Consider the following 24,702-nt stretch of genomic DNA (forward strand, 5'->3'; position numbering starts at 1 on the left):
CGGGAACGGCCTGCCGGAGGCGGCGCGTCGTTCCCTTTCAATTATTCCTGCAGCTCAGATCCAAATTTGTATTTATATATCTATACGATGGTAACAAGAATTTTGCGTAAAGAACAGATTTATTTTATCGTGTTTTTCGTCCGATGAATAGACGTTTTAAACGCAATACAAAACAATTTTACGACAGAGCGCGTCAGCCGCTCGTAATTACGCCAGCCTGCGCCACTTGTATTCCTCATATACCGCCCCCAGCAGCACGAAAATGACGACGGCGCGGAAACCGGTCACGGGCGTCGTGAGGCCGCTGATATACGAGGTAATGAGGGGCACGAGGGCGAAGTCGAGCGCCACCAGGAACCACGTCAGGGCGATCGCTTGAGGCTGCAGCCTCTGCGGCGCGTTGTCCGATACGATCGCCAGATGCAGCGGGAAGCCGAAGCCCATGCCGACGCCGAAGACGAGCCCCAATATCATCAAAGAGCAGCGGCTGGGGCTGACCGAGGCTAAGAGCAGCATCAGCGCCATACCGGCGATGATCGACGCCGAGAGCCTTCTGCGCGGATATCTGTCAAGCACCTTGCCAAATAAAAGACGCACCAAGACCCCCACGACGGCGTTCGAGGAGAGAAAATAAGAGGCCATCAGGCCATAGCTTGCCGTCATGGGGGCCATAAAGGCCGACGCCGCGTCGGCCAGCGAAAAGAGGAACATGGAAAAGAGCGCCAGCAAGATCCTGGGGTCCTTCAGGCAGTCGCCCATACCCTTGAAGGGATTCGCCGCCGCCTGCGAGGCGTCAAGAGAGACGTCGTCCGTATCGAGCATAAAGACAGTCACGACCGCCGCCGCGACTGTCAGCGCGAGGGGGATAAAGATATAGGCGGTAAGATAACCGCGGGATAATATCCAGTCCGCCAGCGGAACGGCTGTCATCATCGGAGCCAGCCCGCCCGCCATGATCAGGGAAAAGGCGAAACCGCGCTCCTTTTCCGCAAAGGCCAGCGACTGGTAGGTGGCGACGGCGATCTGCGTAAAAGCCGTTCCCGCGCCGAGCAGGAAGCGCGCGGCAAAGGCGCTGAAAAAAGAATCCCCCGCGAAGACGATCCAGACGGAACCGGCGACGGAGGCGACGCCGCCGATCGCCAGGAACCTCTTAAAGCCGCTTTTGACAAGCAAATTTCCCAGCAAAAGGCGGAAAATCAGCGTGGCGAAATAAAAGGATGAGACAAGCAGTCCTGACTGCGCGGCGGTAAATCCCACACCGGCGTAATAGACCGGCAGCAGATAAGAGACGTTGGAATAGCCGAACATGAAGAAAAAGCCCAGCGCCAGGAGCGTTATTTTTTTATTTTTACTCTGTATCCCCGTCCTTAGCCCGGATGAGATCATAAGCCCAGCCTCCAACGTCAATGTTTATTAAGATGTACATGCGGCCTTTATTCTACAGCAAATACACGAGACAAACCATAAGGCAAAAATGGCGGCGCCGGCGGCACACCCTAACCGGCTGAGCTCCGCACTTTAGCAGATATGCCGCGCGCTAGGCTGTATCCGGTACGGGATAAGGATATTGAATGTCAAAACAGAAGAACAAATAATATTTTCAATCGAAAATCCATGAAGGCCAACGCAGAAATCGTCAATGATATTGTCCAGTGTGTCGTCTAAACGTATATAAAAATTATTAATTGCAACTCTAAGCACGTGTTTGATTGTTTCTGACTCGCGCTTAGAGTTGCAATTAACACAATTAACGCATTACATCTTATAATAGTAAAATTATTGCAAAAAGTATAAAAATAACATATACTAAGGTTACGGTTCGCATGTGTAGCATTTCGGAGTGTGGCACATTGCTATAATAAGTGCATCCCAACTGGGATGTTACCGTGAGGTTTGCCCCGGTTTTGGTTTTAGTACCTTAACCGGGGTATCCTCTTTCAAATGAACAAACAGCGACAAATAAAAAGGGAGGTTTCCTCATGAATGCTTCCATACTTGAACATTACTCACTCGGCCTAGATATTGGAATTACCTCCGTCGGTTGGGCTGTTCTCAATCTAACCGTGGGGAAAATAGCTGATCTTGGCGTCCGCCTATTTGACAAAGCGGAAGAACCAAAGACAGGAGCCTCCCTTGCCGCGCCGCGCAGAGAGGCAAGAAATATGCGCCGCAGGCTCAGACGAAAAAGGCAGCGCATGTCAAATATTCGTTCACTCATCATCTCCTGCGGCATCCTTTCACAGACGGATATGGACAATCTTTTCAATTCTCCGCATCAATGTACTCCCTGGGAGCTTAGAACCGAAGGGCTTGACCGCCTGCTCACATGTGAGGAATGGAGCCGCATCCTCATACACATGGCAAAACATAGAGGCTTTAAATCAAATAGGACTGTAGCTGAAAGCGACATAAAAAACAGCGAGGACGGCAGGGTCCTATCTGGAATAAAAGAAAACAGCGAACTGCTTCAAGCCGGCAATAATGGCGCCGGTTACAGGACAGTCGGAGAACTCATCCAAAGCGACCCCAAATTTTCCGGCCACAAGCGCAACAAAGGCGGAGAATACTCGCATACGATTCTCCGTAAGGATATAGAGAAAGAAATAGAGGCTCTCTTTGAAGAACAACGTAAATTTGGAAGTACCTACGCCTCTATGGAATTGGAGAAAGAATATAAGGATATTTTTGGAAGACAGCTCCCATTCGCGTCCGACGGCGCGATAGAAAAACTTATTGGATACTGCTTTCTTGAGCCTGCCGAAAAAAGAGCGCCAAAAGCATCGTGGACGGCGGAACGTTTCATCCTCCTAAGCAAAATTATGAATCTAAGAGTACGCTTAGACGGCAAAAAAGTTTCTCTGAGCGGAGATGAACGGATAACCATTGATAACCTTGCCTACAAGAATACAAAGGTCACATATAAACAGATACGAAAAGCTCTCAACTGGCAGGATAACTTAATTTTTGACAGCCTTCCGTTCACAAAAAAGGACAAGGACCCCGAAGATAGCGTTTTTATTGAGCTGAAGGGCTGGCACACATTCAGAAAATGCCTCTCGGAAAAATTAGGAACGGACTATTGGGAGACAATAAGCGTAAATCCGGATCTTCTTGATGATTTAGCCTACACTTTGACATTCAAAAAGACGGATGAGGATATTGCGAGGTATCTTGAGGAACGGAACATCGACAAAAAGATTATCGACGCGGTTCTTCCCCTCAATTTTTCCGGCGTCGTAAATCTGTCAGCCGCAGCGATGGGCAAGCTTATCCCGCTTATGGAAAAGGATGGCTGCCGCTATGACGAAGCCTGCGTCAAAGCCGGTTATCTCCACTATAAACCAGCGGAAAAAGAGCGCTCCCTAAAACTTCCCGTGCCGGATTGGAAGGAAATAAGGAATCCCGTCGTCATCCGCGCCATCGCAGAGACACGCAAAGTAGTAAACGCCGTCGTGCGAAAATACGGACCGCCAGAGTCAGTTCAGGTTGAGCTTGCACGAGACCTCTCTCGTTCGAAAGAAGAAAGAGATAAAATTATAAAAGAACAGGAAGAAAATAGATCTCAAAAGGAAAAGCTGGCAAAAGAGTTTCAGGACAAGTTTGATTACGCGCCCAACGGACGGCAACTTGAGAAATTTCGTCTTTGGAAGGAACAAAACGGTTTTTGTCTATATACCGGACAATATCTTGCACCTGAAGACGTTTTTAACGGCAGTGATGACAGCTTCGCGGAGATAGACCATATCATTCCGTACAGCATCTCTTTTGACGATAGCCGGATAAATAAAGTATTGGCAACTTCCGGCGCCAACAGAGATAAGGGAAACCGCCTTCCATATTATTACTTCGGTGGAGACGGTGAAAAATGGAACGAATTCACCGCTCGCGTTAATGCCAATATCCAAAACAGGAAAAAGGCCGCGCGCCTGAAGATAAAAAGCCTTGATGAGAGTGACATCTCTGAAATGAAAGAACGAAATTTGAGCGATACGAGATACATAACAGAATACGTCGCAAAATGGCTAGAGGAAAACCTGTTATTTGCCGAAAAAAAGACCGAAAATCATGTCACGAGAATCAACGGTCGGGCCACAGCAACGCTGCGCTGGCAGTGGGGAATCAATGCTCTGAAAGACCGCGAAAGCAGCGACCTTCACCATGCGCTTGACGCCTGCGTCGTCGCGGCGGCAACGCCAGGTATAATAAAAAAGATCTCCGATTATTCGCGTAACAGAGAGCTGCAAAAATTAAAGATCAACGCAGAGGGCAATAAAAAAAGACGCTGTCCCGAACCGTGGGAGCACTTCAGGAAAGAGGTCGAAGCACGCCTCTCCGAAAATCCGGCAGAAAAGATACTGGAATTCGGCCTTGCCAGCTACAGCGAGAGCGAACTGAACGATCTGAAACCTATCTTCGTTTCCCGCCGCCCTGACCGCGGGGCGACAGGGGCGGCCCACAAGGACACTATATACTCAGCGAAATACCTTAATGACGATCCACCCAAAATAGTCGTAAAAAAAGCGCTGACATCTCTAAAAAAAAGCGACCTCGAGAACATAGTAGGCAAAGAAAGAGACCGTGCTCTCTACGAGGCGCTTGCCAAAAAGCTCGAAGAATATGAAGATAATCCGGAAAAAGCGTTCAAAGACGTTTTTAGAAAACCGACCAGCAATGGAAAACCAGGCCCCATCGTACATTCTGTTAAAATTTTTGACTCGCGCGTTACCGGTCTGCCGGTAAACGGCGGTATCGCCTTCAACGACGGCATGGTCAGGATAGACCTCTATCAAAAAAACGGCAAATATTTTTTAATACCATATTATATCAGTGATATAGCAAAAAAAATTGTAAAGGACAAGGCAATAGCGCAGGGCAAAAGAGAAGACGACTGGATCGCTATAGACGAAACCTATAACTTCGTCTTCTCCCTATTTAAAAACGATCTCGTAAGAATAATCGACAGTAAAGGCAGGGAAATATTCGGATATTACAACAGTTGCGACAGAGCAACTGGAGCTATTGAAATAAAAAAGCATGACGGAAGCGCGTCGTGGCGTGGGATAGGAATCAGAACTGCGAAGCTGATTGAAAAATATCAGGCGGACGTCCTAGGAAGCTACTACAAGATAAAGAAAGAAAAGCCGCCGCATGGGTTGGCGTAATGTGATAATCGGCAGCCCCGCTAAGCTTTCGCTTCGGCTGAACCACCTTGTCATCAGACAAAAAGAAGAGGTGGAAATCCCGCTGGAAGACATCTCGGTTATAATCGTCGAGAATGAACAGGCGGTCATCACCTCCAGTCTCCTCAATATGCTCGCGGAAAAGGATATACCGCTTTTTACGTGCGGCAAAAACCACATTCCCTCAGGCCTTTTAGTCTCATACCAGGGACACAGCCGTTTTCTGAAGGTATTGAAAGGACAGTTGGGACAAACCCTGCCATTCAGAAAGAATTGCTGGCGGCTTGTGGTTCGGCAAAAAATCAATAATCAGGCCGCCTGTCTTGAAATTCTCGGCAAAAAAGGTGTTAGTGAGCTTCGCGCCATCGCGGAAGATGTACGCAGCGGGGATAAGGAAAACAGAGAGAGCACTGCGGCAAGAATATACTTCGACAGCTATATGCCGCAGACCACCCGACAAGAGGACAATGGTGTAAATGCCGCGCTGAATTACGGATATTCAATCATGCGCGGCGCTGTGGCCAGATCCATGACATCATACGGGTTTTTGTGTGCTATCGGCATACATCATAAAAATGAACTGAACTCTTTTAATCTGGCAGACGATTTCATGGAAACGCTGCGTCCCGTGGTTGATCTCTGGACTGCACGAAATATTGAAGAAGGGCAAATTTTCACAATAAAAGACAGAACGGCGTTGGTATCTCTGCTGAATTCCCCGATAACGATCGACTATGCACGGCAAAGTATCATCAGGGCGATTGACATAATGTCCGGAAGCTTCAGTACAGCCACGTCGTCATGCGATCCAGATCGACTGAAACTGCCTGTACTGGATCTGCGTTAGCACTGTGCCCGCCGCAAAAAGGTTAAGATTTTTGAGAATTCTAGTATTCTTCGATCTTCCCGTCGTCTCCAAAGATGAACGGAGAATATATACGAGATTCAGAAAGTTCCTCATCTCCGACGGTTATGACATGCTTCAGTTTTCCGTCTATTGTAGGATAGTAAACGGGGAAGACGCGGTGGACAAGCATTTAGAACGACTGAAAAAAGAATTGCCCGAAAAGGGCTCCGTGCGATTTTTGCAGATAACGGACAGGCAATACGCTGCGATGAAACTACTCATCGGAGTGAGAACGAAAAAAGAAAAATTCGTAGATTCCCGCCAAACATTGCTCTTTTAACAAAAAAAATAAACGCCAAAGTTCTTGCCAAACAAGTGCTGGCAAGGATTTTGGTGTGTCCAATTATAGCATTTCGGAGTGTGGCAGAGAGCTATAACTAGCATCGTCGTACATTAACGGACCTATTAATTATAGCATTTCGGAGTGTGGCAGAGAGCTATAACTAGCATCGTCGTACATTAACGGACCTATTAATTATAGCATTTCGGAGTGTGGCAGAGAGCTATAACCAAAAAGATTGCGGGAGCTATGCGCCGCCGATTATAGCATTTCGGAGTGTGGCAGAGAGCTATAACGAACGATGATAATACCAATATCGAGATTATATTATAGCATTTCGGAGTGTGGCAGAGAGCTATAACTGTACGGGATATAAGAACAAGCCCGACTTTTACATCACACCAGAGTCAAAACCATCCGAGCCGTTGCTACAACCGATATTTTTCTCTTATCTGAGCAAAAGGCTCTGTTATGCTATTTTATCCCCTTAAGAAATCTGTTAAAGACTTCCTGCTTTGGATAAGCATCGTAGAAATCAACGCAAAATGCCTTTTGTATCTTGGCATAATCAAGCGCAATCTCGTCTTCGCAGGAAAAAGCAAGTGTGTCGACCTGTTTACCATTGCGCCCTATACGCTTTTTAAACGCCATGCTGCCGCCTACATCCAGAAGATGCACAATGCCTCCGCGCAGGACCTGGCAATTCGCCGCTCCAAGTGCCGCCGCTATTCGTTCGGCGGAGATGGCGTCTTCCCCCATTTTTAGCTGCAGCAGCCTCACTATCAGCAGAGCTGTAAAACAGATAGTGAAATGAGCCAGGATATGCTTCTGCGTGCTTACAAAGACTGGCCTTGCTTCGAGACCTGACTTCATTACCCTAAAAGACTGCTCGATGCGCCAAAGACCGCCGTAGACCTCGCGTATCTTTGAGGCATCATATTCCATCTCGCTTGTGATGATGCAGAAATAACCGTCGAAACGGGAATCTGCCTCGGCCTTTTCTTCGTCCAGTTTGAGTCTCTTTCTGACGTTTTTTACTATATGCCCGTCGTGACCGTCGCGAATCTCTTCTTTTGTATATTCGAGGCATCCGTGCTGAATAGAATAAGCGTTATTTTTTGTTGCGTTCTCAGCACGCAGCAATTTTTCCACACGCTTGCGGCGAGCCATTTCTGCATCTGCCCGACTCCAGTAAATAAGAACCTTGCGGCATCTTTCAACTGAGTGTCCGTCGTTGTCCTTGCCTGTGTACTCCTCTGTAAAGAGTTTGTAACGGTAACTGCCGTCTGCATTCTGTATATATCCGCCGTCATCGAACATCGCTTCATGGTAGCGGCTGCCCTTCTTGCCGCGCAGCACCTGAGACACGACATAACCGTCGCCGTTATTGCAGATCATGTCGATATTCTTTGAAGTGTTCAATCCCTTATCTGCGACAACGACAAGCCTCTTCAGACCATAGTTCCCGCGCACCTCTGCCATCACAGGCTTAAGCGTCATACAGTCGCTCCTATTCCCCGGAAACAAAGACATACATGCAGGCAGACCCTTCTCATCAAGAAATAGCCCCATCTGGATTATAGGATCCACCCTATGTTCCTTAGAAACCCCGCGCCTGCGGTATCCTCCTTCATCGTCAGGGAAATCTATATCGAAAAAGAAATTGGTAACATCATAAAAGGCATAAGACATATCGCGCCCTATGCTGCGCTTCACCTCATTATTCAGCCAAAGTTGGAGATCCTGCGACATATCTCCGAACACGTCGAGAGCTCGGTATGCGTCCTGCAAAGAAAAATCGCATGACAGGCCGTAGAATTCCTCCTTCATCTGACAGCTTCCCCTTTTGGAATCAGGAGCCAAAATGCGAGTCAACACAAAAAACTTAAATATCTCAGCCAAAGGAATATTGCCCTTATATCCAGAGTATGCAGCATACCGTTCAATAAAGCCGTCAATCTCAAGACTGTTATATAGTGCCTCGAGGAACCTGCAGCCATAATTCCTTACGCGGTTGGACAGTGAATACATCTTAAGCGTAGAAGGAACCTCAAGCCGTGTCACCGGCTCATTCTTGCAGTTTTCGTCATACTCGCGAACCATAGCCATAAAAGCCACAGGATCCTCCTGATCCTCCAAATAGCCAAAATTCTTTAGAGTACGCTGCTTTGGAGGACATCCTGGCCCAGGTCTGTAGCCCTCGACCACGCGAACCTGAGTTTTGACTGCGCCGCTCTTATATACTCTGCTGTCCTTGCGGATCATGACAAATCGCCTCTTCTCCAGAAAAAGAATGAAGAACAATACAAATATAGTATAGCACAACAATAGCATAACGTAAATAGAATAAAGAAAACCCGAAACAGAATTGTAATTTTCCGCTCCGGGACTGGGTTTATTGATGGGTCGATTTGTGGACTTCTAGATTTTCTGTAAAAGTCGGGTTATAGCATTTCGGAGTGTGGCAGAGAGCTATAACTGTACGGGATATAAGAACAAGCTCTCTGTAATTATAGCATTTCGGAGTGTGGCAGAGAGCTATAACCGTTGGTGGCGGCTCTACCACGAGATAGAGATTATAGCATTTCGGAGTGTGGCAGAGAGCTATAACAGCAAGCAAATTGAGGGGTTGCGCTCGCCTATTATAGCATTTCAGAGTGTGGCAGAGAGCTATAACTTTCTGTCGTTCATTGCCGTACCTCCTTCAATTATAGCATTTCGGAGTGTGGCAGAGAGCTATAACGGCCGGCACAATCGAACGCACGGGACAGCAATTATAGCATTTCGGAGTGTGGCAGAGAGCTATAACCCGCTTGTGATATGCGCGTCGGCGCGTTTTATTATAGCATTTCGGAGTGTGGCAGAGAGCTATAACAATTACGTACTAACGCTACACTATCGTCTAATTATAGCATTTCGGAGTGACCTTATAAACCAAGGAGCTGAGCAGACCGTTTAGTAGTTCCATCAGAGGAGGGCCTCTCAAATAATGGGAGGCCTCCTACTCTATTATGGGAAATATTTTTACCCGCCGTTACGCCTTGCCCTGCGCCCGCAGGTATTCGAGGCTGTGGTTGTACATATACTCAAGCGGCGGTTCGATGCCGAGCCAGAGGCGCATCTGTTCCGCGGCCTGGTAGGTGTTCATCCAGAGGCCGGAGAGCGTCCGGCAGCCGCGCGCGGCGGCTTCGCGCAGAAGTTTCGTCTCCACCGGCACGTAGACGACGTCGGCCACGATGTGCCGCGGCTGAAGCAGCTCGGGGTCGAAGAGTATTTCGTCGACGTTTGGATACATGCCGACTTTGGTCGCGTGGATTATCACATCGTACTTCTCCAGCGCCGCCGCGATGCTCTTCTCAGTCATCTCGCCGATGGTGCAGACAAAGGGGAAATGGCGGTCTACGCGCTCAAAGAGGGTCTCCGCGCAGAAGTAGTCTTTCGCGATGCAAAGCGACTTTATGTCCTTTGCCCCCTCCATCGCGAGGGCGCAGGCGATCGCCGTCCCCGCGCCGCCCGCACCGAGGATGAGGTAGTTATGGTCGGGTATGACCAGTCCAAGCTGCTTTTGCAGCGAGAGGACGAAACCCGTGCCGTCGGTATTGTGCCCGATCTTTTTGCCGTCCTCGAATACTATCGTGTTGACGACCTCCGTGAAACGCGCCGAATCGGCGAGGCCGTCAAGATATTTATGGACCTGCGTCTTGAAGGGCATCGTTACGCCGGAACCGGCGTAGTGGAAATTTTCCAGGTTCGCGACGACCGGCTCGAGCTGGTCCATAGTAAGCTCCAACGGTACGTAGAGCGCGTCCACCCCCAGTTTCTGGTACACGCTGTTGTGCATGAAGGGGGCCGCGCTCTGCCCCAGCGGGCTGCCGAGCAGCCCGAAGAACTTTGTCTTTACCGTGGTATTGAACATCTTGACATCTTCCATCTTTTACATCTCCTGTCTGAAGAAACTCCGATCAAATCAACATCGCGCCTTCTTCAATAACGCGTATAACCAGCGCTCCGCTAAAGCAGCGCGAGGCTGATGGCCGGTATAAAGGTTATCAGCATCAGCGAGAACAGAAAGGCGATGATGAAGGGCACGGCCTTTCTGGCTATCGTCACGACTGAGATCCCGGTCAGCGAGCTGGCGACGAAAAGGTTGACGCCCATCGGCGGCGTGACGAAGCCGATCGCGAGGTTGACGACCATGATGATACCGAAATGCACTGGGTCGACGCCTATCTGCTTCACGAGCGGTAGCAGGATAGGCGTGAGAATGAGTATTGCCGGCGAGGTGTCTATCACCATGCCGACGCCGAGCAGGAAGAGGTTGATGACGAGGAGCACGCCGATCTTGGAGCTGACGAGGCCGGTGATGGCCATGGCTATCGCCTGGGGGGCCTGCATGATCGTCAGCACGCGCCCGAAGGCCATCGCGCCGGCGAGGATAAAGGTGATCGGCGCGTAGGTGACGACGGCCTCCCGAAAGGCGTCGACGACGTCTTTGAGGGTCATGGTCTTATAGACGAAGCAGCAGACGATGAGCGCGTATACGACAGAGACACAGGCCGCTTCCGTGGGCGTGGTCACGCCGCCGTAGATGCCTCCGAGGATGATGACCGGCGTCATCAGGGCCCAAAAGCTGTTTGAGAAGATGTGCCAAAGGCCGTTCTTACGGAGTTCGGCGCAGTAGGCGTCCAGCTTTTCCTTGTCCTCTCCGTGCTTTTTGCAGTAATACCAGGCATAGGCCATAAGGCAGAAACCGATCAGCAGCCCCGGAAGGATGCCGGCGATGAACATCGCGCCCACCGAGACGCCGGACGAAAGGCCGTAGAGGATGAAGGGGATACTCGGAGGTATGATGACGCCCAGCCCGCCGGCGGTGGCGACGAGCGCGGTGACGAAGGTCTTGTCATAGCCGAGGCCGACGAGAAGCGGTATCGACATCGCGCCGATGGCGGCGACCGTCGCGGGGCCGGAACCGGAGATGGCTCCGTAGAAGAGGCAGGTCACTACCACCGCGCAGGGCAGCCCGCCGGTCTTGTCTCCCGCGAAATAAGAGAACATATTGAAAAGTTTATCGGAGACTCCGCCGCGGGCCATAATGATGCCTGAAAGTACGAAGAGCGGAACGGCTATAAAGGGCGTGGAGTCGACGCCGCCGACCATCTGGCGGACGATAAATTCTATTTTGGCGGGAAACATCGGGTTGAGGAAATGGGGCACCATTGCCGAAATACCCATCGTGATGCCGACGGGGACCGTTACGGCGAGGCAGATCGCAAATACGATAAACACGTAACCCAGCATTCTATTTACCTCCCATGCGGCAGGCTTTAAGTCCGGCGATATTTATGAGGACCTGCTGCGCGCTCCTGATGATGGCCAGCGAAAAGCCGGCGGTCGAAGAGCCGTAGATGAGCCACATCGGGACCAGCAGCGCCGGGCTGGTCTGGCCGTTGTCCACGAGGGTCTTTGTTACGTTGACCGCTCCCTTGAGCCAGTAAAGCATCACGGCGATAATAAAAATATTTACGAAGACCAGCAGCAGACAGCGCCCCTTTTCCGAAAGGGCCGTCTGCAGGATGTCGATACGGATGGAGCTCTGGCGCCTGATACAGAGGCCGATGCTTAAAAACGCCGACCAAATGAAGAAAAACCTGGTGATCTCTTCGGCCCATGACGGCGAATCATTGAATATGTAACGCATTATGACCGAGTAAGAGATGATCGAGGTTATGAGAAAGAGCAGCAGGGTCATCAGCATCTCTTCCAAATGATCATTTATCCACTTGAGCATTATCTTTTCCTCCTTTTGCCTATTTGCGGCACTTAAAAAACGGGGCGGGAACCTCCGCCATAAACCTGGCCGACCTCCGCCCCGTTTTCAGGCTTCACGGGTAAAAGCTTTGAACGCGCCCGCGCCTTTTACTTAGCCGATTCTTTGACGGCGTCCTGAAGCTTTTTGACGAGGTCTCCGCCGACGGCCTTAGTGATGTTGTCGTAGACGGGCTTTGACTTCGCCTGCATTTCTCCGAGCATCTTTTCGTTGAGTTCGATGATCTTGACGTTGTGCTTCTTGAGGATGGATACACGGTCCGCGTGGCGCTTGTCAGCCTGCTCGCGTCCCCAGACGATGACCTCGCGCGCCGCGTCGCGGATAAGCTTCTGATCGGCGGCGGGGAGTTTGTCATAGATGGATTTGCTCATGATGATCGTTATGTAGTGGAAGAGGTGGTTCGTATCGACGACGTACTTCTGAACTTCATAAAGCTTCGTCGCCACGATAACTTCATAGGGGTTCTCCTGTCCCGTGACCGTCCCCTGCTGGAGCGCGAGGTAAAGTTCGCTGAAGGGCAGAGGGGTCGGGTTCGCGCCAAGCGCCTGCCAGTACTGTACGTGATATTTGTTCTCCATCGTGCGGAGCTTGAGTCCTTTGAAGTCGTCTATCTTGGTGATCGGCTTGTTTGACGAAAGGACGCGGAAGCCCTGATCTCCCAAACCGAGCATGATGATGCCGGCCTTGGCGTACTCGGGTTCGATATCCTTCTGGAATTTATCCAGCGCCTTGCGCGCTACCTTTTTGTTCGGGAAAAGGTTGGGAAGATCAAAGACCGCGGCCTTCGGCACGAAATTGGTTTGAGGGGCGGTCGTCTGTACGACGAACGCGAGCTCGCCGTTCTGGAGGCTCTGTGTGATCTCACGGTCTGAGCCGAGCTGTGAGTTGGTAAAGGCGTTGACCTTCATCGCGCCCTTGGACTTGGCCTCAAGGACCTCTTTAAGTTTCAGCGTCATCAGTCCCGTAACAGTGTCGTCCGTCGAGTCGTTGGCGACCGCAAACTCCTGTTTCGGGGCGGCGAGAGCCGCGGTGGCAAAGAGCATGATACATAATACCGCCGTCAGTGTTGTGAGCTTTTTCATCTATTACACACTCCTTTTTTAATATGCCCCGTTCTGCGGGACAGTTTTTACTTTTTCTTCTGTATAGTGAAAAAAAACTCTGTTTATCGGAAACGATTATACAATACAGTGTATTTGATGATATGTCAATATACCAAATTTATAAAAATATATTTTTGTTAGAACAAGAAAATACGAATATTAATAAAATCCTCTGCTTTTATTTTTTCTGAAAAAAGAACAAAAAAAATCCCTTTTTAAAAAAGGGGTTTTCTTCATGAAGCGGTGATAAAAAAGATAAGAAAATTTCTATTGGCGCGGGCCGGCAAAGACACTAGCGGCCCGCGCGCGGACGGCGCAGCCTCGCTCCTGATTCTAATGGGCCGCCGGCCGGGAAGCCAAATATTTCTTCATCGTCCCAAACGCGACAAGGTACAGCTCGTCAAAATATTCCTCTTTATCCTCCCATCCCCAGTGCACATACTTGGAGAAATCAAAAAGCGATTTCGGATCGCCGTTTTTGACGATGTCGATCATCTGTCTGTGCTCGTTCCAAAAGATTTTTTCCCACTTCAAGTGGATGTTGATATCCTTCGCCGGAAAGTCAAGGATCAGGTCCCTGTATCTCAGGACGGCGGCCCGGAGCGCCTCGTTGGGGCATTCGTCGATCATCAGCATGTGAAAATCGAGGTTTTTCTCATAACAGAGGGAGGTATCCTCCCTGCCGAGTCGCAGCAATACCTCGTCCACTATCGAGGTCATACCCTCCAGCGCGTTGTCCCTGATGTTGTAAAAGGCGGCCTCCAGCGCCGACGATTCCAGCGAACCGGCGATCTCGTTCAATTCGATCAGCTCTTCGAAGGGCCGGTCGCGCACGACGACCCCCTTACAGGGGATGATGCTGACGATGCCCTCGGCCTCCAACTGGATCATGCAGTCGCGGAACGGCGTCTTGCTGATCCCCAGCGTCTCCAGTATCTCCTTCTGGTTTATCGCCTCGCCCCGCCTGATCTCGCCGGAGTTCAATTTCTCTTTTATGTAAGCGTACAACTGTTTGCGCATACTTTCATTGCGAACGATTTCCAAAAAAAACACCTCTTTGCCTATTGCTAAAATTTCCACAATAGTATAACATGTTTTCATGATACGCGACGTGCGGAATGCCGCATATCATTCATTGTACTACATAACATTGCTCAGATCCACAAAAGAAGAAAAGGGAGGCAGTTGGGATGGAGGTTTCTTTGGATATCTCTAAAATTACGGAGGCAAAGAGGATCCGGCAGGTCCGCTTGGGCGCGGCGCCTGTGACGATCGAGGAATTTGTCGCCGTCGCACGCTTCGGCGCGGCGGTAAGCTTTTCGGAAGAGTATATGGAGCAGGTGACGCGGTCGCGGCAGCTCGCGGAAAGATTCCTCGCGGAAAATCGCAAGGTCTACGGCCTTACGACCGGATTCGGCGACAACGTGCGCAAGATCATCCCCCAGGAACAGGCGGTGGAGCTGCAGGTCAATATTCTGCGTTCGCACTCTGTTTCCGTCGGGGAGCCGCTGAAAAAAGAATGCGTGAGGGCCATCTGGCTGATGCAGCTTCTGAGCCTGGGCAAGGGCTACTCCGGCATCAGGCCGCAGACGCTTTCGCTCATCGCCGAATGCCTGAACAACGACGTGACGCCATATGTGCCGCAGGACGGCTCCGTGCAGTATCTGGCGATCGAGGGACAGATAAACCTCATCCTCATGGGCGAGGGCAGAGCGTGGCATGGCGGACGCCTGATGAGCGGCGCCGAGGCGCTCGCTGAGATCGGGCAAAAGCCCTGGACGCCGGCCCCCAAGGAGGGGCTCTGCCTGACGAACGGCGCGAACGCCGCCACCGGCGTCAGCGTGCTGGCTTTATATGACGACCTGATCGCGGCGCAGACGGCGGACGTCGCGGCGGCGATGGCCTACGAGGCCTTCCGCGGCACGATCATGGCCTGCGACCCGCGCCTGCATTCGCTGAAAAAGCATCCCGAACAGGCGAACTGCGCGGCCAATATCCGCGCGCTGCTCTCAGACAGCGCGATCATGGAAAAGTATATGCACGCCAAGGTCCAGGACGCCTATATCCTGCGCTGCATCCCGCAGATGCACGGCGCCTCCAAGCGCTTCATAAAGGACTGCGCGGCCAATATCCTCGATGAGATGGCCTCTTGCAGCGACAACCCCGTGCTCTTTCCCGAGAACGGCGACGGCACCGCTCTGATGGGGGCGAATTTTGATTCCACCTTCGCGAGCGGCAGCGCGGACATCCTCTGCATGGCGGCGGCAAACCTCGCGAAGTTCTCCGAGCGCAGGACGGACCGCCTCACGAACAGGTATTTGAATCAGACATATCCCGCTTTCCTCGCCGGCAGGCCGGGCGTGGACAACTGCTACATGATAGTCCAGTATACGGCGGCGGCGCTGGTTGGCGAGATACGTTCGCTCTGCGCCCCCGCGACGGCGGACAGCGTCCCCACCTGCGCCAATTGGGAGGACCCAGTGAGCATGGGCTGGTGGGCGGCGAGAAAATCGCTGATGGTCGCGAAAAAGCTCCATTACGTGCTCGGTATAGAGCTGATGGCGATGACGCGCGCCTTCGACCTGCTCCGGGAGGAGGAGGGCGGCTTCGCGAGCGCGACGGCGGCGGTGCACGATAAGATCAGGGAGGTCGTCCCGCCGGTGGATAAAGACCGTTACTTCGGCCCCGACATCGAAAGCACGGCCGCGCTGGTATCTGACGGCACGATCATCGAAACGGCGGAAAAGATCGCGGGAACATTGGAGCTCTAACAAAACCCCCGAAGGGAGAGGCTCGACATGTCAACGAAAGAAACTTTCAGCAACAGATTGTCATTCATTTTTTCAGCTCTCGGCTGTGCCGTGGGCTGCGGCAATATCTGGAGATTTCCTTATCTGGTCGGGAAATACGGCGGCGGCATATTCCTGCTGATGTACCTGATCATAATATTCGTCATCGCATGTCCGTTACTGACAATGGAATTTTCGCTCGGGAGGCTCACGCGCAAAGAGCCGATCGCGGCCTATCAGGAGGTCTCCAAGACAAAAGCCTGGGGCGTCACCGGTCTGCTGGGGATACTCGTATCGTTCTGCTGGCTGGCCTACCTGACGCCGATATTCGGCATTCTGGTCGGATATCTCTTCAAGTTCATGACGGGCTTCTTCGACGGCATGTCGCCGTCGGAGATAGCCGCCAGCTATGAGACCTACAGGGTCCAGGGAAACCTGATAGCGGTGCAGTCTCTGAGCCTGCTCGCGATCATCGCCGCGGCGCTGCTCAAAGGGGTCAGAAACGGCCTTGAGAAGCTCAACAACATCTGTATGCCCGCGCTGATCGTGATCCTGTTCCTGCTCTGCATAAGATCGCTGACATTGCCCGGCGTCTGGGCGGGGCTTGATTTCTATTTAAGGCCCGATTTTTCAAAGTTCACGGCGGAGGCGCTGATCGCCGCTTTGGGACAGGCGCTCTTCTCCGTCGGCGTCGGCGTCGGCTGCGGCATCGTCTTTGGCAGCTACCTGCCGGAGGATAAGACTCCCATGACTAAAAACAGCGTCGTCGTCTGTCTGGGCGACACCGCCGTAGCTTTCTGCGCCGGGCTGATGATTTTTCCGAGCATATTTTCTTACGGGCTTGAGCCAAGCGCCGGGTCGGGGCTGCTCTTTATCACACTTCCCAATGTATTCGTGCAGCTTCCGTGGGGAAATCTGATCGCCGTCCTGACGGTGCTGCTCTTTATGCTCGCGATGCTGACCTCGCAGATCGCCTGCCTTGAGACGCTGGTCTGCTTCGCCACCGAGCGGTTCAAGTTTTCGCGCAAACGTGCCATCGCGGCCATCGTGCCGGTAATGGCGGCCCTGATCTGGCTGAACGCCGTTTCTACGGTCTCCTTCGACCGGTTCGATTGGGTGACGTCCTATATCTTCCTCAACGGCGGCGCGCTGATAAGCTCCATATTCTTCGGCTGGGTCTGGGGACCGGAAAAGGCGCTCAACGCCGCCGGCATCACGAAGCACAGGGAGCTTTGGGCGTTCGCGCTGAAATATGTAGTTCCCGCGGCGCTGCTCATTATCAATATCACAAGCTTCTGCACGCTGTAAAGCGACAGCCGTCCGTTCCCATACAGAATGGGCGCGGCGGAACGGACGGCTTTTTCTCCACGATATCCAGTTATGCCCTTATCGAATCACATCAATCCGGCAGAGACGGGGGATCAGACATGAATAAAGATAAATATGATTTTGTAGGTGAATCATTCTGCATAAACGACGCGGCCGCGAAGGCGACCGGCGCGATGAAATTCGCCTCGGATATGAACCTCTACAGAGAGCTCCATCTGAAATTGATTTTAAGCGGCGTCGGCCACGCGCTGATAAAGAATATAGACACTTCCGAGGCCGAGAGGGTCGCAGGCTACCGGGCCTGCCTCAGCTATAAGGATTACCGCGGGAAGAGGTTCAACAGCTACCGGACTTTCCCCGAGCAGCCGGACTGCCCGGAGGACAGATATATCTTTGCCGAGCGGGCGCGCTTCGTCGGAGACATCGTCGCCGTCGTCGCCTGTGAGACTAAGGCGGCGGCGGAAAGGGCGGCGAGGCTGGTAAAGGTCGAATATGAAGAGCTGCCGGTGATGCCCTCCCCCGCCGAGAGCCTGCGGGAGGGCGCCTTCCCGATCCATGAGGGCGGCAACCTGATCGAGGAGTTTGAAAAGGTCCGCGAGGGAAAGCAATTCGCCGCGGGCGAGGAAGAGGCATTCAGCGTCACGACCCGCATCAGGACACAGAAGATGAACCATGTCGCCATGGAGACGCACTCCTATCTGGCCGACTGGAACGCGCAGGAGGGGATCACGATCTGGACCCCCTCGCAGGGCATCTACGGCATCCGTACCGTAGTCGCCGAGATGCTCGGGCTTCCCTATTCCAAGGTCCGCGTCGTCAAGGTCCCGATGGGAGGCTCCTTCGGCGGCAAACAGGAATTTATATATGAGCCGCTCGCGGCTTTCGCGGCGAGAAAGCTGGAACGCCCCGTCAAGCTCCACCTGACGCGGCGCGAGAGCATGATCGCGACGATAAACAGGACGGACTGCGACACGGAGATAACGACCTCCTTCGACGCCGGCGGGCGGATACGCTCCTGCCGCGTCGACAATCTGATCGATTCGGGGGCCTATTGCAGCTCCGGCCTTGATTTCGCGCACGCGGTGAGCGGCAAGGTCCCGCGCCTTTACCGCTGCCCCGTTTACGAGCATCACGGAAGAGTCTGCTATTCTAACTCCCCCATCGCGGGCGGGATGCGCGGCTGGGGCAGCCCCGAAATCATGACGGCGCTGGAACTCCACATGGATAACGCCGCGCGCAGGCTCGGGACGGACCCCGTCGAACTGCGGCTCAAAAACGTCGTCGAGGCGGGCGACGTCGATATCAGCAGCGGCATCTCGCTCGGCAACGCGCAGATAAAAAGATGCCTTCGGGAGGGCGCGGAGGCCTTTCACTGGAAGGAACGCTTCGCCGCGCCGCACGGAGCGGGCCGCTTCCGCCGCGGCGTGGGGATCGCCTGCGGAGCGCATAAGAACGGCATCTTCTCCGGCTCGCCGGATCTCAGCGGCATGACGCTGAGTATGAACGAGGACGGCACCGTCAACCTCCGCACCTCCGTCCACGACGTCGGCTGCGGCACGGTGCGCTCGATGCAGATCATCCTCGCCGAGGTGCTGCGCATGGACCCCGAGCTCATCTTCGTCACGGAGGGCGACACCAAATTTACGCCCTATGACTGCGGCACCTACGGCAGCAGGACCACCTACGTCGCCGGCGCCTGCGCGAAGGAGACCGCGGAGAAATTCAAAAAACTGCTCCTCGAGACCGCCTCAAAACTGCTCGGCGTCCCCGCGCCGGGGCTGGAACTGCGGGACGGCCGCGTGGCCGGCGAAGGCGTTTCGCCCGGCGGCATCGGCTACAGAGAGATCGCGACAAGGGCGATCAACGAACTGAGCACGGAGATGATCGTCACAAACTCCTATAAAAGCGACTCCAACCCCGGCTCCTACGCGGTGAATTTCGCGGAGGCGGAGGTCGACACCCTCACGGGGCTCGTGCGCGTCACCGATTTTCTCTCCGTCAACGACATCGGCCAGGCGATCAACAGGCAGATGGTATACAACCAGATCAGCGGCGGCGTGCAGATGGCGGCCGGTTTCGCCCTCTGCGAGGACCTGGGGATAAATTCAAAGGGCGTCCCCACGAAGGACTCCCTCAAAAAATACAATACCCTCAACGCGGCCGACATGCCCGCCGTCAAAACCATCCTCGTCGAGGAGGGCGGCGACAAGGGGCCCTTCGGGGCGAAAAGTATCGGCGAGATTTCCACCGTGCCGGGTGCGGCCGCCATCGTAAACGCGGTCAACAACGCGCTGGGCACGGCGATAACGGAGCTTCCGCTCACTCCGGAACGGATAGTGGAAGCCTTTGGACGGAGAGGAGCGGCGAGCGATGCTGATCGAATTTGAACTGAACGGCAAAAAATGCAAAACGGAGGCGGACCCTTCAACGAGGCTGATCGATTTCCTGCGCGAGGAGATGGGGCTCACCGGCGCGAAAGAGGGCTGCGGCGAGGGCGAATGCGGCACATGCACTGTCATCGTCGACAGGAAGGCCGTCCACTCCTGCCTGATGCTGACCGGGCAGATAGACGGCAGGTCGGTGCTGACCGTGGAAGGGCTCGCGGGAGAGAACGGCGAACTCTCGCCGTTACAGGCGGCATTCATCAAACACGGCGCGATACAGTGCGGCTACTGCACCCCCGGGATGCTGATGTCCGCCGCGGCGCTGCTATATGAGAACCCCGACCCGACGGAAGATGAGATAAGGACCGCCATCGCGGGAAACCTCTGCCGCTGCGGCGACTACAGCGCTATCGCGAAGGCCGTCAAAGAGGCGGCCGAGGTCCTTCGGAGGGCGAAAGAGGAGGCCATCAGCCATGAATGACATCACGATGTATTCGCCGCGCAATTTGGACGAGCTCGTGCCGGCGCTGGCCGCGGCGACAGGGCTAAGCAAAATTATCGCCGGCGGCACCGACCTCACGATCGCCATGCACGAGGGCGAGGTCTGCCCAGACATCCTCATCGACGTCAGCCGCACGGAAGAGATGCGCCGGATCTCGGAAAGCGGCGGCAAGATCGTCATCGGTGCCGCCGTGACCTTTACCGAGGCGGAGAACGACCCGACGATAAAAAAATATTTTCCCTCGATAGCGAGGGCGGCATCCGGCGTGGGCTCAAAACAGATACGCAACCGCGGAACGATCGGCGGCAACCTCGCGAACGCCTCGCCGGCGGGCGATATGCTGCCGCCGCTGACGGCGCTTGACGCAAGGGTCGTGACCGTAAATTCAAAAAACGAAATAAAACGCAGGACCGTAAACGACATCGTCGCACCCGGCAGCCCGCAAAAACTTAAATTCGACGAGGCCGTCGTCTCTATAGAGCTTCCCGCGCCGCGCGGAGAAAGCGTGAACACCTTCGCGAAACTGGGCTCGCGCCGGGCCGTCTCCATCGCCCGTCTGAGCGTCGCGCTCAACGCCGGATTCAGCGGCGGCCTATTGACCGCCCCGATCGTGATACTCGGCGCGCTCGGCCGCGCCCCGGTCGACGCAAAGCGCGCCGCAGCCGCGATCGAGGGCGTCCCGCTTACGGACGAAACTGCGGAGCGCTTCGCCGAAGCGATGGCGGAAGAGGTGGACCTGGCGATCCCCGGCCGTTACTCACAGCCGTATAAGCGCGAGGCGATCAAGGGGCTGGCGCTGGACCTGCTCTCACAGCTTCCGCGCTGACGGCGCGGAGCGCGCGGGCGGAGCGGCGGGCATGTGTCTCTCCGCTCCACCCGCTTTACCTTTAATTTAAGCTTCGTCTCCCGCCGCGCCGCCGTTGTCGCAGTCTACTCGCCGCGCAGGAATTCTCCCTCCCACTCTTTGAACTTATCGCCGCCCACCAGCTTCACATAATCGGCGAAGGATATCATATCCGTCTCGGGATTGTCCTCAGTGCCGTATTTTTTAAGCGCGCGCAGAGCCTTAAGCGAAGCCTGCACGCCCGCGAAGAGCGAGGTCATCGGATAGGTGACGATCTTGTAGCCCATGCCGAGGATGTCATGCGCGGAAAGCCCCCGCGTCGCCTCCTGCCCCGGGATGACGCCGAAATGCAGCGGCGCGGCCACCCTTGCGGGGAGCGCCTCCAGCTCCTTCCTTGTCTTGGGAAAGATCTTTATCATATCGGCTCCGGCCTCGATGTAGGCGACGGCGCGTTCCACCGCTTCGTCAAAGCGCGCGTCGGTGCGCGCGATGATCGCAAAGTCCTTATCGCAGCGCGCCATCACCGCGGCTCTGATTTTGCCGACCATCTCGTCGGCGGAAATAACGCGCGGCTCGCGGATGAAGGGGCAGTTGGGGGGCAGCACCTGATCTTCGATGAAGAGCCCCGCCATGTCGGCCTTTTCAAAATCGCGCACCGAGCGGATGACGTTGATCGCGTTGCCGTATCCGCCCTCGGCGTCCGCGAGCAGCGGGATATTCACCGCGTCGGCCATCTTGCCGCAGGCGTCGACCATCTCGTTAAAGGCGAGCATGCCGTTGTCGGGAACGCCGAGGATCGTTCCGTGCATTCCGTAGCCCGTGGTACCGGCGAGCTTGAAGCCCGCCGCTTCGATCATCTTCGCGGAGAGCGCGTCATAGGCGCAGGGCGCTATCAGCGGTTCGCTGCCGGCGAGAAGTTCTCTGAATCTTTTTCTCATAAATTTCATCTTAAGCACATCCTTTTGCAAGGCTAATTTTCCGCTTAATGAAATTAATAACTGTAATACGGAATATAAATACAATAGTCATTTTGACACGGAATGTCAAGCTCTTTTCAGGAGCCTTGATCTCTAAGTTTTCGATCGGGAGCGCGCAGAATAGGCCGGACTGCATACGGCCTGTACAAAGCGGCCCGAACATGACATAATTCTCATGGTATCAGCGTACTAACGATCAAAACAGCTTTTCGCGATATCAACCTAAAGGATAGGAGGACGGCCAAATATTTCACCTTGCATCTGATGACTGCCGTTTTGTTTAATGCTGTGTTGTGCGGCGGCCGGGCCCGGAAACAAATTTGAGAAGCTGGTCCGCACTTGCGCGGACAAATCGATGAATAGGAGACGGATAACGGAATGAAGCGCACAACAAAATATATTTACCTGATATTAACGATATTCCTGCTCGCTTCGGCGGCCTTCGCGTACTCTGCGAACGCCGCGAAGGCCCCAAAGTACGTTGAGGGCGAGGCCCTTGTAGTGATGAAGAGCTCGGCTGTGGCAAGCGCCGCCGGCAACACGGCGCGGACCGCGCAGGCGTGCTCCTCGGCGGCCGCCTCTTTGGCCGCTTCGGTGAACGCTTCGTCGGTGCAGACCTTTGACGCGCTCTCCGCGAGCTCCGGCAAGCTCTTCGCCCATCTGCGCTCGGATACGAAGACGGCGGACGAACTGATCTCGGCGCTGAAAAAGAACCCGAACGTCATCGCCGCATCCAAAAACTATATCTCAAAGGCCGTGAAAGAGCCTAACGACCCGATGTGGAGAGATCAGTGGGGGCAGAAAAGGATCAAGGCCCCGGAGGCGTGGGAGACTACGACCGGTTCCGGCGACGTCGTGGCCGCGGTCATCGATACGGGCGTCACCTACGACCACCCGGACCTCAAAGATAACATGTGGAGGGACGAAGGCGGGGACCGCCGCTACGGCATGATGTTCCACGACAACGGCAGCGCGACGGTCATCACCGGAACCGGCGGCACGGCCAACGCCGCTATGACGGACTGGGAGCGCGTAGGCGACGTTAGCGGCCACGGCACCCACGTGGCCGGAATAATCGGAGCGGTCGGCGGCAACAACACCGGCGTGGCGGGAGTAAACTGGAAGGTCAAAATACTCACCGTCGGCGTATTCTCGTATATCCCGTCCTGGGACGATACCGGCGCGTACGACAGCGACACAATGAACGGATTGAATTACATCGCCGGCCTCAAAAGGAGCGGAGTCAATATCGTGGCCGCGAACATGTCGCTTGGCGGCGCCAGAGAGCTTCAGAGCGACAACAGCGCGTACGGACAGGCGATAAAGGCCGCGAGCAAGGCCGGAGACAAAGGCATACTCATCTGCATGGCCGCCGGCAATGACGGCTATAACCTGGACGAGTTAACGGACGATTACGGCAACGAAATGAGGAACTATCCGTCATCCTACAAGTTCGCCGCCACGCTGTCGGTCGGGGCCACAGCCTCCGATGACAAAATTGCTATATGGTCCCCCCAAGGGTCAAATTACAGTCCCAGCGGCAAGTGGGTGGACGCCTTCGCCCCCGGCTCCGAGATATTGAGCACGTGCCGCACTACTCCCTTAAGCGAATATCCCGCAGGTAATCAGACCTATAATTACGCGGGATATACCTCGATCAGCGGGACGTCAATGGCCACGCCAATGGTTACTGGCGCGGCGGCGATGCTGAGCGCGGCGTATCCGACAAAGTCAGCCGCGGACATCAAAGCCCTGCTCATAAACAACGCGACTGACGTATGCAAATCAGGCTTCAGCAGATATGGACAGATAGACCTCGCGGAGGCGATGAAAGCCGGCAGCGCGGACGTAGTGTCAGTCGAATCCATCGCCCTGAGTCAGGCGGCCTCATCCGGCAGCTCTGCCGGCAAGGCGGCGGCCACGGGGCTGTCGAGCACGCTCTATGTGGACAACACGCTGGATATTCAGTGCACGATCACGCCCGACAACGCGACGAACCAGATCCTGGAGTGGGAGAGCTCAAAAGAGGGCGTGGCCACGGTGGACGCGGACGGCATGGTCACCGCGCACTCCGGCGGGACCACGGTCATCACCGCACGGGCCACGGACGGGAGCAAAATTGGATCTAATCCGTACTCCGTCACGGTAATACCGGTCGAGTCCGTCGCTCTGAACAAATCCGCGCTCAGCCTCGCAAAAGGCGCGTCTGAAACCCTGACGGCGACGGCCAAGCCGGACAATCCGTCCGGCTACAGGGTCGGATGGTGGAGCAGCGACGAGGAAATAGCGACGGTGGACACGGGAGGCGTAGTGACCGCGGTCGCGGCGGGAACGGCCGCTATTACGGCATATGTGGGCGACAAGAGCGCCACGTGCGACGTTACGGTAACAAACGGCGGCTCCGGCGGCGGGGGCGGCGGCGGATGCAGCGCCGGCTTCCCGGGGCTTGCGCTGCTCTTCGCGGCGGCGCTTCCGGCCATTTACATAAAGCGCCGTTAAAAACGACTGCGAAAAAAATGAACTCCCGGCTTAGCCGGGAGTTTTCTTGTCGGGATATTAAGGAAAAGGCTTTTTTCGTAC

17 protein-coding genes and 2 CRISPR repeat arrays are annotated in these 24,702 nt (G+C 54.2%); of the genes, 9 read left to right on the forward strand and 8 right to left on the reverse strand.

The genetic code is table 11. From position 1 onward, the window contains the following. Nucleotides 1-207: 207 nt before the first annotated feature. The gene (locus CLOEV_RS13445; protein ID WP_034444348.1) at nucleotides 208-1,386 is read right to left on the reverse strand and encodes an MFS transporter; all 1,179 of its coding nucleotides are present in this window, start codon (nucleotides 1,384-1,386) and stop codon (nucleotides 208-210) included. A 593-nt stretch (nucleotides 1,387-1,979) separates the two neighbouring features. Between CLOEV_RS13445 and cas9 the strand changes: the two genes are divergently transcribed. From cas9 to cas2, 3 genes are read left to right on the forward strand one after another with little or no spacing between them, the layout of a single operon-like run. Continuing rightward, on the forward strand, nucleotides 1,980-5,162 hold the full coding sequence (gene cas9 / locus CLOEV_RS13450) for a type II CRISPR RNA-guided endonuclease Cas9 (RefSeq protein ID WP_034444351.1): 3,183 nt from the start codon (nucleotides 1,980-1,982) through the stop codon (nucleotides 5,160-5,162). After that, on the forward strand, nucleotides 5,149-6,027 hold the full coding sequence (gene cas1 / locus CLOEV_RS13455) for a type II CRISPR-associated endonuclease Cas1 (protein ID WP_034444354.1): 879 nt from the start codon (nucleotides 5,149-5,151) through the stop codon (nucleotides 6,025-6,027). The genes cas9 and cas1 overlap by 14 nt, the downstream gene beginning before the upstream one ends. Nucleotides 6,028-6,058: 31 nt before the next feature. Continuing rightward, the gene (cas2, locus tag CLOEV_RS13460) at nucleotides 6,059-6,367 is read left to right on the forward strand and encodes a CRISPR-associated endonuclease Cas2 (RefSeq protein WP_034444356.1); all 309 of its coding nucleotides are present in this window, start codon (nucleotides 6,059-6,061) and stop codon (nucleotides 6,365-6,367) included. Nucleotides 6,368-6,429: 62 nt separating this feature from the next. Then, nucleotides 6,430-6,729: direct repeats of the CRISPR family, unit length 36 nt; unit sequence ATTATAGCATTTCGGAGTGTGGCAGAGAGCTATAAC. A 112-nt stretch (nucleotides 6,730-6,841) separates the two neighbouring features. Here cas2 and CLOEV_RS13465 read toward each other — a convergent pair. From CLOEV_RS13465 to CLOEV_RS13490, 6 genes are all read right to left on the reverse strand, one after another. Continuing rightward, nucleotides 6,842-8,632 carry an IS1634 family transposase gene (locus tag CLOEV_RS13465; RefSeq protein WP_034442065.1) on the reverse strand — a complete coding sequence of 597 codons (1,791 nt, stop codon included), beginning with the start codon at nucleotides 8,630-8,632 and terminating at the stop codon, nucleotides 6,842-6,844. A gap of 178 nt (nucleotides 8,633-8,810) precedes the next feature. Further along, nucleotides 8,811-9,242: direct repeats of the CRISPR family, unit length 36 nt; unit sequence ATTATAGCATTTCGGAGTGTGGCAGAGAGCTATAAC. Nucleotides 9,243-9,401: 159 nt separating this feature from the next. After that, entirely contained in the window at nucleotides 9,402-10,298 is an 897-nt protein-coding gene (aroE, locus tag CLOEV_RS13470; protein ID WP_008709538.1) for a shikimate dehydrogenase, read from the reverse strand. 80 nt (nucleotides 10,299-10,378) lie between these two features. After that, nucleotides 10,379-11,665 carry a TRAP transporter large permease gene (locus tag CLOEV_RS13475; protein WP_008709537.1) on the reverse strand — a complete coding sequence of 429 codons (1,287 nt, stop codon included), beginning with the start codon at nucleotides 11,663-11,665 and terminating at the stop codon, nucleotides 10,379-10,381. Nucleotide 11,666: 1 nt separating this feature from the next. Next, nucleotides 11,667-12,155 (reverse strand): TRAP transporter small permease, encoded by a 489-nt coding sequence (locus CLOEV_RS13480; RefSeq protein WP_051485103.1) that lies wholly within the window; start codon nucleotides 12,153-12,155, stop codon nucleotides 11,667-11,669. Between the two features lie 128 nt (nucleotides 12,156-12,283). Continuing rightward, the gene (locus CLOEV_RS13485) at nucleotides 12,284-13,276 is read right to left on the reverse strand and encodes a TRAP transporter substrate-binding protein (RefSeq protein ID WP_008709535.1); all 993 of its coding nucleotides are present in this window, start codon (nucleotides 13,274-13,276) and stop codon (nucleotides 12,284-12,286) included. A 354-nt stretch (nucleotides 13,277-13,630) separates the two neighbouring features. Next, nucleotides 13,631-14,341 carry a GntR family transcriptional regulator gene (locus CLOEV_RS13490; RefSeq protein WP_008709534.1) on the reverse strand — a complete coding sequence of 237 codons (711 nt, stop codon included), beginning with the start codon at nucleotides 14,339-14,341 and terminating at the stop codon, nucleotides 13,631-13,633. Nucleotides 14,342-14,487: 146 nt separating this feature from the next. On the opposite strand from CLOEV_RS13490, the gene CLOEV_RS13495 reads away from it, so the two are divergent. The 5 genes from CLOEV_RS13495 to CLOEV_RS13515 all read left to right on the forward strand — a co-directional run bounded on the left by CLOEV_RS13495 (nucleotide 14,488) and on the right by CLOEV_RS13515 (nucleotide 21,127). Then, nucleotides 14,488-16,068, forward strand: coding sequence for an HAL/PAL/TAL family ammonia-lyase (locus CLOEV_RS13495; protein ID WP_051485104.1), 1,581 nt, complete (start codon nucleotides 14,488-14,490; stop codon nucleotides 16,066-16,068). A 27-nt stretch (nucleotides 16,069-16,095) separates the two neighbouring features. Further along, complete coding sequence (locus CLOEV_RS13500; protein ID WP_034444358.1) at nucleotides 16,096-17,394, forward strand: sodium-dependent transporter; 1,299 nt, start codon at nucleotides 16,096-16,098, stop codon at nucleotides 17,392-17,394. A 119-nt stretch (nucleotides 17,395-17,513) separates the two neighbouring features. Further along, complete coding sequence (locus tag CLOEV_RS13505) at nucleotides 17,514-19,802, forward strand: xanthine dehydrogenase family protein molybdopterin-binding subunit (protein WP_034444359.1); 2,289 nt, start codon at nucleotides 17,514-17,516, stop codon at nucleotides 19,800-19,802. Continuing rightward, nucleotides 19,786-20,280, forward strand: coding sequence for a (2Fe-2S)-binding protein (locus tag CLOEV_RS13510; RefSeq protein ID WP_008709528.1), 495 nt, complete (start codon nucleotides 19,786-19,788; stop codon nucleotides 20,278-20,280). Before CLOEV_RS13505 ends, CLOEV_RS13510 begins: the two co-directional genes overlap by 17 nt. Beyond that, nucleotides 20,273-21,127 (forward strand): FAD binding domain-containing protein, encoded by an 855-nt coding sequence (locus tag CLOEV_RS13515; RefSeq protein ID WP_051485105.1) that lies wholly within the window; start codon nucleotides 20,273-20,275, stop codon nucleotides 21,125-21,127. The genes CLOEV_RS13510 and CLOEV_RS13515 overlap by 8 nt, the downstream gene beginning before the upstream one ends. A gap of 104 nt (nucleotides 21,128-21,231) precedes the next feature. Here CLOEV_RS13515 and CLOEV_RS13520 read toward each other — a convergent pair whose 3' ends face one another. Then, a complete protein-coding gene (locus CLOEV_RS13520) occupies nucleotides 21,232-22,092 on the reverse strand; it encodes an isocitrate lyase/PEP mutase family protein (protein ID WP_051485106.1) in 861 nt (286 codons plus the stop codon). A 408-nt stretch (nucleotides 22,093-22,500) separates the two neighbouring features. Here CLOEV_RS13520 and CLOEV_RS16210 point away from each other — a divergent pair, with 408 nt between their 5' ends. After that, nucleotides 22,501-24,621, forward strand: coding sequence for a S8 family serine peptidase (locus CLOEV_RS16210; RefSeq protein ID WP_051485107.1), 2,121 nt, complete (start codon nucleotides 22,501-22,503; stop codon nucleotides 24,619-24,621). The last annotated feature ends 81 nt before the right edge of the window (nucleotides 24,622-24,702 follow it).

Source organism: Cloacibacillus evryensis DSM 19522 (genome assembly GCF_000585335.1).
Classification (GTDB): Bacteria; Synergistota; Synergistia; order Synergistales; family Synergistaceae; genus Cloacibacillus; species Cloacibacillus evryensis.

Coding starts and splice junctions, on each gene's coding strand:
- CLOEV_RS13445 (WP_034444348.1), bottom strand. CDS start 1,386: ATGATCTCATCCGGGCTAAGGACGGGGATACAGAGTAAAAATAAAAAA.
- cas9 (WP_034444351.1), top strand. CDS start 1,980: ATGAATGCTTCCATACTTGAACATTACTCACTCGGCCTAGATATTGGA.
- cas1 (WP_034444354.1), top strand. CDS start 5,149: ATGGGTTGGCGTAATGTGATAATCGGCAGCCCCGCTAAGCTTTCGCTT.
- CLOEV_RS13465 (WP_034442065.1), bottom strand. CDS start 8,632: ATGATCCGCAAGGACAGCAGAGTATATAAGAGCGGCGCAGTCAAAACT.
- aroE (WP_008709538.1), bottom strand. CDS start 10,298: ATGGAAGATGTCAAGATGTTCAATACCACGGTAAAGACAAAGTTCTTC.
- CLOEV_RS13475 (WP_008709537.1), bottom strand. CDS start 11,665: ATGCTGGGTTACGTGTTTATCGTATTTGCGATCTGCCTCGCCGTAACG.
- CLOEV_RS13480 (WP_051485103.1), bottom strand. CDS start 12,155: ATGCTCAAGTGGATAAATGATCATTTGGAAGAGATGCTGATGACCCTG.
- CLOEV_RS13485 (WP_008709535.1), bottom strand. CDS start 13,276: ATGAAAAAGCTCACAACACTGACGGCGGTATTATGTATCATGCTCTTT.
- CLOEV_RS13495 (WP_051485104.1), top strand. CDS start 14,488: ATGGAGGTTTCTTTGGATATCTCTAAAATTACGGAGGCAAAGAGGATC.
- CLOEV_RS13500 (WP_034444358.1), top strand. CDS start 16,096: ATGTCAACGAAAGAAACTTTCAGCAACAGATTGTCATTCATTTTTTCA.
- CLOEV_RS13505 (WP_034444359.1), top strand. CDS start 17,514: ATGAATAAAGATAAATATGATTTTGTAGGTGAATCATTCTGCATAAAC.
- CLOEV_RS13510 (WP_008709528.1), top strand. CDS start 19,786: ATGCTGATCGAATTTGAACTGAACGGCAAAAAATGCAAAACGGAGGCG.
- CLOEV_RS13515 (WP_051485105.1), top strand. CDS start 20,273: ATGAATGACATCACGATGTATTCGCCGCGCAATTTGGACGAGCTCGTG.
- CLOEV_RS13520 (WP_051485106.1), bottom strand. CDS start 22,092: ATGAAATTTATGAGAAAAAGATTCAGAGAACTTCTCGCCGGCAGCGAA.
- CLOEV_RS16210 (WP_051485107.1), top strand. CDS start 22,501: ATGAAGCGCACAACAAAATATATTTACCTGATATTAACGATATTCCTG.